Source organism: Nocardia sp. NPDC051750 (genome assembly GCF_044453135.1).
In the GTDB taxonomy this organism is placed as follows: domain Bacteria; phylum Actinomycetota; class Actinomycetes; order Mycobacteriales; family Mycobacteriaceae; genus Nocardia.
The window spans coordinates 537901-550895 of the sequence record NZ_JBITCK010000007.1 but is presented as its reverse complement, the minus strand read 5'-3'; the positions used below and the strand labels follow the sequence as shown (position 1 = coordinate 550895).

Annotated in this window: 7 protein-coding genes; all 7 read right to left on the bottom strand. The window is 68.7% G+C overall.

The features are described 5' to 3' along the window. Positions 1-98: 98 nt before the first annotated feature. The 7 genes from ACIA75_RS30425 to ACIA75_RS30395 all read right to left on the bottom strand — a co-directional run bounded on the left by ACIA75_RS30425 (position 99) and on the right by ACIA75_RS30395 (position 12841). Complete coding sequence (locus ACIA75_RS30425; protein ID WP_397110086.1) at positions 99-4481, bottom strand: AMP-binding protein; 4383 nt, start codon at positions 4479-4481, stop codon at positions 99-101. 588 nt (positions 4482-5069) lie between these two features. Continuing rightward, positions 5070-5714, bottom strand: a complete 645-nt coding sequence (locus tag ACIA75_RS30420) for a hypothetical protein (RefSeq protein WP_397110084.1) — start codon at positions 5712-5714, stop codon at positions 5070-5072. A 240-nt stretch (positions 5715-5954) separates the two neighbouring features. Then, positions 5955-6905 carry a sirohydrochlorin chelatase gene (locus ACIA75_RS30415; RefSeq protein ID WP_397110082.1) on the bottom strand — a complete coding sequence of 317 codons (951 nt, stop codon included), beginning with the start codon at positions 6903-6905 and terminating at the stop codon, positions 5955-5957. Beyond that, positions 6902-8122: a uroporphyrinogen-III synthase gene (locus ACIA75_RS30410; RefSeq protein ID WP_397110080.1), complete on the bottom strand. Its 1221-nt coding sequence runs from the start codon at positions 8120-8122 to the stop codon at positions 6902-6904. The genes ACIA75_RS30415 and ACIA75_RS30410 overlap by 4 nt, the downstream gene beginning before the upstream one ends. Further along, positions 8119-8520, bottom strand: a complete 402-nt coding sequence (gene nirD, locus ACIA75_RS30405) for a nitrite reductase small subunit NirD (protein ID WP_397110078.1) — start codon at positions 8518-8520, stop codon at positions 8119-8121. Before nirD ends, ACIA75_RS30410 begins: the two co-directional genes overlap by 4 nt. A gap of 289 nt (positions 8521-8809) precedes the next feature. After that, entirely contained in the window at positions 8810-11338 is a 2529-nt protein-coding gene (nirB, locus tag ACIA75_RS30400) for a nitrite reductase large subunit NirB (protein ID WP_397110076.1), read from the bottom strand. A gap of 24 nt (positions 11339-11362) precedes the next feature. Beyond that, positions 11363-12841: a nitrate/nitrite transporter gene (locus tag ACIA75_RS30395; RefSeq protein WP_397110357.1), complete on the bottom strand. Its 1479-nt coding sequence runs from the start codon at positions 12839-12841 to the stop codon at positions 11363-11365. Positions 12842-12995: the final 154 nt, after the last annotated feature.

Below are 12995 nucleotides of genomic sequence, written 5' to 3'. Positions count from 1 at the left end.
CAGCGAAGGCGGAGATATCGCATCATGGGTGCTCCTTCGAAGCCGGGGCGTTCGGTCGGCGGAGGCCGCAGCGAAGGCGGAGATATCGCAGAATCGCATCATCGGTCTACCACCGGTTCCGCGAGCCGCGCCAGATGCCGGGCCAGAATCGGGCCGATCACCGCGGCGATATCGGGGTTGGTCAGCTGCCCGTGCGCGGCGTCCACCGGATGTTCGATCAGCTCACCAGCGATATACGGGCGCCAGAGCCGCACGTCGAGCAGTTCGGTCTCACCGCGGGTCGCCGAGAAGTACAGCAGGTCACCGTCGAACACTCGCGGCCGGTAGCGGGCGGATATCTCGACCCCGGAGATATAGGCGCGATGCAGCCGGTCCAGTTGGCCCGCGGTCAAACCGGCCCCCAGGGTGGCGCCCGCGGCCGCCAGCTGTGCGGCCGCCGCGGTGGCGGTGAGTTCCGGAGCCCGCCCGACCTGATCCGCATCGGGTTCGTCGCCGAGCAGATGGGTCAGCAGATCCCGCATCCGCGGCCGGGGCGGCGGCGGGGAATCCTCCGGGAAGACGACGCTGTCGAGCATCGCCAGCAGAGCGACCGGACGACCGAGATCACGCAACCGCACCGCGACGGCGTGGGCGAGCTGGCCACCGAGCGACCAGCCGAGCAGATGGTAGGAGCCCTCGGGCTGGACACCCAGGATCTCCCGTACATAGCGATCGGCGAGAGCATCGGCCGTGGTGATGTCCGGTTCGCCGGAGGTGAGCACCGGCGACTGGACGCCGTAGACCGGACGGTCCTCGACCCAGCGGGAAAGTCCCGTGTAGCACCAGGCCAGCGGCACAGCGGAATGGAAGCAGAAGAGCGGCGGCCGGGAACCGCCGCGGCGCAACGGGAGCAGGATCTCCAGACCCTCCGTCGTCGCCTCGGGCCCGCCGTCGGTCGCGGGTCCGGTTACCGGCGGATCCGATCCACCAGTGTCCCCATTCAGCCCGGATCCCACAGCTTCACCGGCGCCGGGGCCCGCCCAGGGACCTGCAGGTGTCCCGTCGCCTCCGGATACTGCCGGGCCCTGCCCGGAGGGTGCCGCCGAGGTAGCGGATACCCGGTAGCCCGCGATACGGTCGGCCAGATCCGCGACCGTCGGGGCGGTGAACAACCAGCGCACGGTGACCGGCACGCCGGTCACCTCGGCGAGGTCGGCCGAAAGGGCCACGCCCAGCAGCGAATTCCCGCCCAATGCGAAGAAATCGTCGTCCAGGCCGATATCCGTACGGGCGACCGTGCGGCCGATTCGTTCCGCGACGAGCCGCTGCAGGTCCGTCTCCGGAGCGCGATAGGCACGTGGCAGCACCGGTTCGGGAAGCCGGGCGCGGTCGAGTTTTCCGTTGGCGGTCAATGGAATCCGATCGATCTCGATCACCACTGCCGGTACCAGCGCGGCCGGCAGCACATCGCGCAGCCGGCGCAGCGTGACCACCGGATCGAACCGGTGGTCTGCCGCGACGACGACATAACCGACCAGGCGGGCGCCCGATCCGGGTCCGCCCGCAACAGTGACCACTGCCTGGGCGATCTCGGGACAGGCGGTCAGCGCCGATTCGATCTCACCGGGTTCGACCCGGCGGCCGTGCACCGTGAGCTGCCGGTCGACCCGGCCGAGGTATTCGTAGCCACCGGGGCCGGCACGCAGCAGATCCCCCGTCCGGTACAGCCGTTGCCCGGTACCCGCCGGATCGGCGACGAACCGGGCGGCAGTGGCAACCGGGTCGTGCAGATAACCGAGCGCCACCCCGGGACCGCCCACATACAGTTCGCCTCGGCCGCCTACCGGTACGGCCTGCAGCCGCCGGTCCAGCAGCCGCGCGCGAACACCGGGCAGGACGGGTCCGACCAGGACCGGATCGTCCGGTGGCAGCGGATCACTCTGCATTGTCATCACGGTCGCCTCGGTCGGACCGTAGCCGTTGCACAAACGCATCCGCGGCGCCCAGCGGCGCACCAGTTCGGCGGACGGCGTCTCACCACCGGTCACCACGACCCGCAGGCTCGGCAGCTCGCCCGGGTCGAGCGTGCCGAGCACGGCGGGAGTGCTGAGCAAATGGGTGATACCGGCCGACCGAATCAAGTCGGCCAGCTGTCCACCCGCAGCCGTCCCGGGCGGGGCGACGACCAGCCGCGCCCCGGCCGCGAACGCAGCGAGCAACTCCAGCAGGTGAGCGTCGAAGGCAGGAGAATGTGCGTGCAGGACAACCGAATCCGGTCGCACTCCGTAATGCTCGACAACGTACTCGGCGAGCATGCCCAGCCCCCGGTGACCGACGACCACACCCTTCGGCGTACCGGTGGTACCCGACGTATGGATCAGGTACGCGGGGTGATCCGGACGCAGGTCTGCCCAGGGAACCCGCCTCTTCCCGGCTTTCCCTTCCCCGGCATCCACTTCCCGCAGCCACACCCCCGAGTCCGGGCCGGATCTCCCGTCGCAGCCGCCGCTGTCCGCTCCGGGCACGCCGTCCGGCCCCGGTCCGAACACCGCCCGTTCACCCCGGTAGCTTCCGGCATCGACTGCGGCGTCACGCGATTCACGCGGGCGAACGACCGGCTCATAACGCTCTCCCGAGACCGACCGCCCCGCCGCGCCGGAACCGTTCGAGCCCGCAGCGGCAGCACCGTCCAGCTCCAGCCAACGCATCCGCCCGGCGACTTCTCCGTTCCCGGCGCCGGCGACTCGGACCCCATCGGCTCCGGACAGCGCCGGCCGCGCCCCCGCAACAGTGAGCCCCCATCGAATTCGACCGGCTGTCAGCACCGTCGCGATTCGATCCGGTGGATCCGCGGGATCGATCGGCACGAAGTAGGCACCCGAGGTGGCCACCGCCCAGATCGCGAGCACCGATTCGATCGAGCGCGGTATCACCACCGCGACCGGCACACCCGGACCCGCACCGCATTCGGTCAATTTCCGGGCCCAGCCGCGGGACAGGTCGTCCAACTGCCGATACGTCAAAGACCGGGTCGCATCGCTGATCGCCACCGCATCCGGGTGCACCGAACGCATCCCTGCGCGCAGGAGCTCCGGCAGCAACGTCCGGGCTGCCGACGGCTCTCCTTCGCGGAGGCCCTGCCCGCGCGGACTTTCGGGCAGTCCGGCCACGGAACCCGTCGCGTTCGCGGGCACCTCGAGGCGTGCGACGAGGTCGCCGGGTGCGGCGGTGAGGAAACTATCGAGGTAGGCCAGGAATCCCCGGTGGTACCAGGCGAGGGTCGCGGCGCTGTACCGGGCGGGGTTGCCGTGGAAGTCGATACTGATGGTGCGCTCGTCGGGCCCCAACTGGTAGACGTTGACCAGCAGATCCTCCACCGGACCCGACGACAGCAGCTGCGCGTGCCCGGTGAGCGGGCCCAGCCGCATCGGTTCCACGAACCCGAGCACATTGATCGCCGGCCCGAACCCGCCGCGTTCCACCCGGCCGTCGCCGCGGTCACGCTGAATATCCTCGTACGGATACCGCTGATGGCGCAGCGCCGCAAGGACTTTCGCCCGGACCTCGGTGAGCGCGGCACCGACGGTCCCCCGCGCGATATCGGTCAGCCGCAATGGCACCACATTCGCCACCGACCCCCCGGAGCGGCGCAAGACGGCGGTGGTGCGCGCCGGTACCGGCAGCGCCACGACGGGATCGTTGTTCCCCGTGAGCCGGGAGAAATAGCAGGTGAACGCCGCGATCAGCAGTTCCCCGAAGGTGGCGCCGTGCCGGGTGCGGGCCACCGCGATCGAGCCAGCTGTCCGCGGTTCCAGCAGCGCCGAGACGCGATGGGGTCGCGTCCGGGGCGCCGCGCGGTGCCCGGCCAGCCCCAGCGGCTCGGCCAGACCGGACAGTGCGGACAACCAGTACTCCCGGTCGGCGGCGACCCGTGCCGACCGGCGATAGGCCACTTCCGCGGCGAGCAACCCCGCGGTGTCCAGTCCGCCGGGCCCCTCCGGCTCGGCGCCGGTGACCGCCGCCCGGTAGAGCTCACCGGTGCGGCGCAGCAGCGCGACGGCACCCATTCCGTCGAGAACCAGATGGTGACTGCGCAGATACAGCAGGTGCCGGTCGGGGGCCACCCGGTACAGGATCGCGACGGTGAGCGCGTCGATCCGCGGATCGAGCGGTGTGAAATGGTCTTCCTCCATCCCCCTGAGCGCCTCGGCCACCGGATCCGGACGGCCGGCGAGGTCGCGAACGGTGAACTCGAGGTCCGCGTCCGCGAGCACCTGCTGCCGTGGCGCGCCATCCACCGAAACCACTCGGACACAGGGTGATTCGATCTCCCTGGCGGCGCGGCGGCCGCAGTCGCGCATCAACTCGACCTCGAGCGGGCCGCACAGGTCCAGGTACATCGCCACGGTGTTCGGAATATCCGGGTACAGCTGCTGCGCCACCCACCAGCGCAATTGGGCAGCCGACAGCGGAAGATCCGGTTCCGTTTCCTGGTACCTCACCTCGATCGCGCCTCCTGCGTTGTCCAGTCGGCTCCGACAGGAACAGCGCACGACACCGATCCACGCGTAGTCCGGGCCACCGGCCCGCCGCTACGCCTACCTGCGGAAATCACCTGGGCCGAACACTACGCCTGCCGAGCCGCACAGCACATGTACCGCAGGTACCGATGGCACCGCCGATATCACCGGCTTACAACAGCCCAAGACCCACCCGGGCCCGGGTCCGGGCCGATACCGCTCTCACGCGCACAACGGTCGACCTATCACCCGACGTCATCCGCGTCGTAAAGATATCCGCTACCGCACAGGGCACGAGCCTCGACGAATGCCGGCAAAGCCTCGGCGAATGAGGTGACCACCGTCCGCGACCGCCGAGGAGAGCCGAGTGCCGAGGGCGTGCCCGGTCAGCCTGCTACTCATCAGATATGACGCAACTAGTGGATGTGAGAACCGCAGATGTCGAAGAGTCCGCGGCGAGCTCCTCCTCGTCACCATCGAATAACAGCAGGACCTGGACAGTATGCCCGCCGAGACCGGGAGCGCATTCGTGCCGTTGTCCGCCGGAACGTTCAAGGAGACGCACCCTGCTCACCCGGCGAGCCATACCGGTAGTGATGCACCGTCATCGAAGAATACGACCTCGGGATGCTGCTCGTAGAGAATCCCGAGGTCACCTCCCCACAAGAGGCCGAGATCGCGGCCGATCGCCCAGTCCAGGACCGCCCACAGTTGCCCCTGCATCCAACATCTGTCGGTCGTTGACAGATCGCCGATATCGCCACGGGGTTTCGGTGGTATCAAGGCGGCCAGGCGCCGGGTTTCAGCGGCATCGAGCCAACCGTGGATACCCTCTCCGCCGGTGGGGTCGATCAAATACGCGGCACCGTGGTCCAGTCGTGCAAGCAGTGTGCCCAGCTCGCTGACCGGTGCGTGCTTTTCGCCCCGGTATTCCCGAAAGACACTCGAGACACGTGAGCCCCAGCTGCCGAGCCACGCGCAGGCTTGCAGCGTCTCACGGGTGATGATCCATTCGACGAGGTCGGCGAAATCGTAGTAGTCCCACATCGATCCGTCGTAATCGGATAATTCCGGCGGCTGTGACCACGCGCGGATCTCGCCGTGGGCGACGGCGAAGTTACGTCCCAGGTCGCAGTCGGAGAACGAGTCGTCGACATGGGCCATCACCTCGGCCAATCCCTCGAAGTTGCCCGGAGTCTCGGAACTGAGCGCCACCAGAGAGTGAACACGCCAGCGACGAATAGCACCCGCGACTATCGGATGATCGGGCCCGGACCTGAGAGCCGGGACAACAGCGGTTCGGAACCTTGCTTCGTCGAACGCGCACACCACGCCCCATGTACCCATCGCACCTCTTCCAGCCCGGTCAGAGGTCGATCATGACAGCCGCGGACCAGCCGAACAACGACAACTTCCGCTCGTGCCGTTGTCCGGCACAAGAGGACGGCGATCCGGTCAGGAGCGCGAACCGGCGCCCGGCCGATCCGCAGAGTGCCCGGCGGATCCCGCCAACCTCCGTGCGGGCCGACCGGACTGCTCCCGGACGGCGGCGCGGTAGCGATCCGCGATCAACCGGACCACCGCGGGATGGACACCGATCGGATCGGCGACCCCGGTCGCGCCGGCCTGGTGGAGACGTTCGTGGAACAGACCGTGTGCCAGGAGATAGGAGGCGATGAACACCCGTTCCTGCCCCTCGGCACGCAGTTGCGCCACCACCTCGGGAACACGCGGTGTGCCCGTAGCGACATACGCAGTGCGTACAGGCGTCGCGAGTTGCGCGGTCAGCATGGCGGCGGCCCGGCACACATCGGCGCGAGCCCGTGGGTCCGAAGAGCCGGCCGCCGCGAAGACCACGGAGTCGCCCGGACGCCACCCGACCGCGCGCAACCGCACGGCCATGATCCGTGCCAGCGCCGGGTCGGGGCCCATAGCGGGCGTAACGGTCACCGCGGGATGACCGCTGTCGCCCACTTCCCTCGGCACATCCTGATAGACGTGGTACCCCGAAGCCAGGAAAGCCGGAACCACCACGGCCGGAGCCGGATTCGCGGGCTGAGCGGCGAGATCGCGCAGCACTTCCGACGGCGCCGGACCGAGCACATCGACGAACGCGGTACGCACCACCGCGCCCATAGCGGGCGCACCAGGCGTGGTGGCCAAGTCGGCGAGGGGGTTGGCTACACACCCGCACCCCGCGAACCCGTGCGTACCGGGAAGGGCTGCCCGGCGACCCCGGGAATCAGGTCCGGTGCCGCCGTGCACGCATCGGGTACCGGCCCCGTCAGGCCGGTGACCCAGTTCGCGACCGACCGCCTCGGCCAGCGCGGCGATCATCTCCACGCCCTTACCGCTGCGGGTTCCGTGCGCCACCAGAACCAGCGCGGGCGCTTCCGGCGGCCTCACCCGGGCACCACCGTCCGCACATAGCGGGTGTTGCGGGCCGGAGCCGCGGACAAGGGCGCGGTATCGGCGTTGTTGTCGGTGCATTCGGCCGGATCCATCGCCAGCCGGTACCCCCGTTTGACCACTGTCTGGATCGCCTTGGGCGTACCCAGACCCGCCCGCAACCGGGCGATCGCCGTCTCCACCGCATGGGTGTCGTCGCCACCGCCGGGCAGGGTCGCGAGCAGATCCTCCCGGGATACGACGCGACCGGGATACCGCGCGAGGGACCGCATCAACGCCATCGGTGCGGGCGCCAGCTGTTTCACCGTGCCGTCCACCACCACGCACGCACCGCGCACGCTGATGGTGTGACCCGCGGCGTTGATCCGGCCGGCGCGGCGCGGCAGTTCCTCGGCGACATGGCGGGCCAGGGCACCCAGCCGGGCGCGACCGGGCATGGTGACCGGCACCCCGAGTTCCTCCAGCGGCGCCGCGGTGATCGGTCCGACACAGGCCGCCGGGACCCGGCTGCGCAGCGCGTGCAGCACCCCTTCGAGCACACCGGTTTCCTTGGCCCGCATCAGCATCGACGCCACCGCGGGAGCGCTGGTGAAGGTCACGCAGTCGATCGCGGAGGTGACGATGGCCTCGATCAGGTTGTCCATCGGACCGCGATCGGCGGGCGGTTCCCACCGGTACACCGGCACCGGCACCACATCGGCGCCACCGCAGCGCAGCACCTCGCAGAAATCCGGGATCGGCTCCCATTCGGTGGTCGCGCCGTGCAATTGGACCGCGATCCGCACGCCTTCGACACCTTCGGCGAGCAGATGGTCCAGGACCTCCGCCGACGATTCGGAGGCCGGCGACCATTCCTCACGGAGTTCGGCCGCCCGGATCGCGCCCTTGGCCTTGGGACCGCGGGCCAGCATCCGGGTACCGCCCAGCGTGGAACGCAGCTGTTCGGCCAGGCCCCAGCCCTCGGCGGCCTCCACCCAGCCCCGGAAACCGATACCGGTGGTGGCGACGGCGATCTGCGGTGGGTCGGCGACCAGCTCCCGGGTCACCCGTTCGAGTTCGGTGTCGTCGGCCAGCGGAATGATCCGGATGGCCGGCGCGGACACGACCGTCGCACCCCGGCGGGTGAGCAGGGTGGCGAATTCCTCGGCGCGCCGGGCGGCGGTGATGCCGATGGTGAAACCGGCCAGCGAGGTGCTCGTATCCGGAACCGTCATACCGGACTGCCGCTCGTGGCCACCATCGCGGGTTCGTCGGAGATCGAGACCAGTCCGTCGTCCACGCGCACGGAATATACCGGCAGCGATGCGGTGTCGTTGTCCAGACACCGCCCGTCGAGCAAGGAGAAAGCCTGCTTCAGCAGCGGCGACGCGACCACCGGCTCGCCGCCGCGGTCACCGACGATCCCACGCGACATCACCGCCGCCCGGCCGAAGGGGTCGATATTGCCGACCGCGTACAGCGTGCCCTCGGGCAGCAGGAACAACGCGGCTTGTTGCCCACCGGGCAGCAACACCGCGACGCCGCGGCCGGGAATCAAATAATCGAGCCGGCAAGCCTGGGTCCACCGGGTGGTGGCCGGGGCAGCAACTTCAGCTGTATCAATTACGGTCATTTTGGAAGCCTCCTTCGAAGGCAGTACACGCGGTCCGCGGAGGCCGCAGCGAAGGCGGAGGTACCGCATCCCCGTGGTTTCCTCCGCACGCCTACCCCATTGGTACCGACGTCCTGTTTCCTGACGGTTAAGCCGTCATTTCCCACTCGTAGCGATACTGCCGCCACGATTCCGGGCCTGCCGTGTTCATCCGGCATCCCCTCCCGCCGCTGTGGTCACCTCCGCTGCCGCTCGTGGGCGTAGCGGGCAGGCTGTGTCCTTTTCGGCCTGCCCACCACGCCCTCCGTGGTTACACTCCGCTGCCGGCTCCCGGCATGCCCGGCAAACCGAGCAGAACCGGGACCTTGCGTTCGCCGCTGTCGTCGAACGAGATGGTCGGATCCGCTTCGGCAGGGGCATTGACGAAGGAGACGAAGCGCGAGAGCTTCTGCTCGTCCTCGAGCACCGCGGCCCATTCGTCGCGGTAGCCGTCCACATGCGAAGCCATGGCCGCTTCCAGGTCCGCGGCGATCCCGAGGCTGTCCTCGCAGACCACCTCGCGCACGTAGTCGATGCCGAGGTCCTCCTGCCAGGGCGCGGTGCGCTGCAGCCGGTCCGCCGTGCGGATGTAGAACATCAGGTAGCGGTCGATATAGGAGATCAGGGTGGCGTCGTCGAGATCGCCCGCCAGCAGCACCGCGTGCTTCGGGGTGAGGCCGCCGTTACCGCCGACGTAGAGGTTCCAGCCGTTCTCGGTGGCGATCACGCCCACATCCTTGCCGCGGGCCTCGGCGCATTCCCGGGCGCAGCCGGAGACGGCCAGCTTCAGCTTGTGCGGTGACCGCAGGCCGCGGTAACGCTTCTCCAGCAGCACCGCCATCCCGACCGAATCCTGCTGACCGTAGCGGCACCAGGTGGACCCCACGCAGCTCTTCACCGTGCGCAGCGATTTGCCGTAGGCGTGCCCGGATTCCATCCCGGCGTCCACCAGCCGCTTCCAGATGAGCGGCAGCTGTTCGACGCGGGCGCCGAACAGGTCGATCCGCTGCCCACCGGTGATCTTGGTGTAGAGCCCGAACTCCTTGGCGACCTCACCGATCACGATCAACTGTTCGGGCGTGACCTCACCACCGGGCATCCGCGGCACCACCGAGTAGGTGCCGTTCTTCTGCAGATTGGCCAGGAAGTGATCGTTGGTGTCCTGCAGCGCGGCCTGTTCGCCCTCCAGGATGTGATCGCTGGAGGTGGAGGCCAGGATGGAGGCGACGGTCGGCTTGCAGATATCGCAGCCGGTGCCCTTTCCGTGCCGGGCGATGAGCTCGGTGAAGGTGCGGATACCGGTGGCCTGCACGACCTGGAACAGTTCGGCGCGCGACTGCTCGAAGTGCTCGCACAGCGCCTTGGACATCTCGACGCCGGACTGTTCGAGCACCTTCTTGATCATCGGCACACAGCCGCCGCAGGAGGTACCGGCCTTGGTGCAGGCCTTGATGGCCGGGATATCGCAGGCACCCTCGGCGATGGCACCGCAGATCGCGCCCTTGCTCACATCGTTGCAGGAGCAGATCTGCGCCTCGTCGGGCAGTGCGTCGGCGCCCAGCTCCGCACCGGCGGGGGAGATCAGGGCCGCGGGCTCGGCCGGCAGCGGCCGCCCGACCAGCGGCCGCAGCGCGGCGTACTGGGTGGCATCGCCCACCAAAATGCCGCCGAGCAGCGTCTGGGCGTCGTCCGAGATCACCAGTTTCGCGTAGGTGCCGCGGGCCGCGTCGTGCAGCACCACCGAGAGCGCGCCCTCGGTCTTGCCGTGGGCGTCGCCGAAGCTGGCCACATCCACGCCGAGGAGCTTCAGCTTGGTGGACATATCGGCGCCCGGGAACTCCCCGGCACCGCCGAGCAGCCGGTCGGCGACGATCTCGGCGGTGGTGTAACCGGGGGCGACCAGGCCGTAGCAGACGCCCTCGATCGCGGCGCATTCACCGATCGCGTAGATATTCGGGTCGGAGGTGGCGAGGCTCAGGTCGGTGATGATGCCGCCCCGCGGGCCGACGTCGAGGCCGGCGTCCCGGGCGATCTGGTCCCGCGGGCGGATTCCCGCGGAGAACACCACCAGGGCGGCGTCGATCACCTGGTCGTCGGACAAGGTGATCCGTAGCCGCTCGGCCGGCGCCGCGTCCTCGGTGCGTTCGATACCCGCGGTGCCCACACCGGTGTGCACCTGCAGTCCCAGATCACTGACCAGCTTCTCCAGGATCGCGCCACCGCCCTCGTCGACCTGGGCCGGCATCAGGCGGTCGTTGTACTCCACCACGTGCGGGGTGAGCCCGAGCATCCGCAGCGCGTTGGCTGCCTCCAGGCCGAGCAGACCACCACCGACCACCACACCGTGGGCGCCCGGACCGGCCGCCTCGGCGGCGGCCTTGATGCCGTCGAGGTCTTCCAGGGTGCGGTAGACGAAGCATTCCGGATGTTCGTGCCCCGGCACGGGTGGCACGAACGGGTAGGAACCGGTCGCCAGGACGAGCGCGTCGTAGTCGAGCACTTCACCGGAGGCGGTGGTCACCTTCTGGGCGTCCTTGTCGATCGCCTCGGCACGCTGGCCCAGGCGCAGGTCCACCAGCTCGTCGCCGGCGTACTCGTTGCCCGGAAGCGCCAGCGACGCCGGATCCCAGGCACCGACGTAGGAGGACAGACCCACCCGGTCGTAGGCGGCCAGCTTCTCCTCGCCGAGCACGACGACCTGCCAGCTGCCCGCCTCGTCCCGCGACCGGAGCGCCTCGACGAACCGGTGCCCGACCATGCCGTGACCGGCGACGACGACTGTTTTGCGCTGTGCGTTCATGGTGTCCTCCGTGGAGATCCGGTGTCAGACCGACGACCGGGCGGACCGGGATTCGGTGGGCTGGGCTGAGCTGCGGCTGCCGGATTCGGCCCGGCGGACCAGGGCCTCGGCTTCGGCGACGATTTCGTGGCCGGGCGCCGGACGGCCGGGACGGCGCAGGAACACCGTCCAGGTGACGAGGGCGCAGGCGATGTAGAACGCCATGAACACCCAGAAGGCAGTGGTCGCGGACTGCGTCGAGGCATACGACGACCGGAGCACCAGGTTGATGCCCACCCCGCCGAGCGCGCCGATGGCACCGACGAACCCGATGAGCGCACCCGAGGTGTTCTGCGCCCAGGCGGCGCGGTCGGCGGGGCTCGCGTCAAGGCTGCGCGATTTGGCGTCGAAAATCGACGGGATGATCTTGGTGACGGACCCGTTGCCCACCCCGGACAGCACGAACAGAGCCACGAACCCGGCCACCAGCACCGCCAGCACCGGGCCGGAGAATCCGGCACCCGAACCATCGGCGACCGTCGATGCCACCGCGACCACCACGGCCGCGACCATCATGGCCGCAAAGGTGAACAGCGTGACCTTGCTGCCGCCGATCCGGTCCGCGAGCTTGCCACCGTAGGGGCGGGCCAGCGAACCGAGCAGCGGTCCGATGAACGCGATCTGCGCGGCATGCAGTGTGGCCTCGGCCGCGGTGTCCCCGCCGGCCACGAAACTGATCTGCAGGATCTGTCCGAAGGCGAAGCTGTAACCGATGAACGAACCGAACGTACCGATGTAGAGGAACGAAACGGCCCAGGACTGCGGCACTTTCAGCGCGGTGAGCATGAAGGACAGATCGGCCTTCTGGTTCGGCAGATTATCCATGAACAGCGCCGCACCGAGTCCGGCCAGGACGACCAGCACCAGGTAGGCCGCGCAGATGACCGAGGCGTACTCGTTGCCGAGCGTCGCGATGACCAGCAGACCGAACAGCTGGATGACCGGGACACCGATATTGCCGCCGCCCGCGTTCATCCCCAGGGCCCAGCCTTTGAGCCGCTGCGGGTAGAAGGCGTTGATATTGGTCATCGACGAGGCGAAGTTGCCGCCACCCAGACCGGCGAATGCCGCCACGATCAGGAAGGTCGTATACGAGGTACCCGGCTGGTTCACGAAGTAGAGCGTGAGCAGCGCCGGGACCAGCAGCGCACCGGCGCTGAACACCGTCCAGTTGCGACCGCCGAACCGGGCCGTCGCGACCGTGTACGGAATGCGCAGGATCGCGCCGACCAGGGTCGGTACCGCGACGAGGAAGAACTTGCCGGCCGCGTCGATCCCGTAGGTCTCGGTCGGCATGAACAGCACCATGACCGACCAGATGGACCAGATCGAGAATCCGATGTGCTCGGCGACCACCGACCAGATCAGGTTGCGCGTGGCGATCTTCTTACCGCCGGCTTCCCAGGCCGCGGTGTCCTCCGCATCCCAGCGCTCCAGTTTCGGCCGCCGGAACAACGCCTGCACGGCGCCGCGGCGACTTTCTGTCTGCGTGTTCAAAGGGCCTCCCAACGTGGTTGGACCCCACGTTAGGAAACAGGTATTGCCGCAATGCTGCCCAAAATGACCACCGAATCAACGGTTTCTCACGCGGACGGCATCACACAGGTGAGAAACCCGC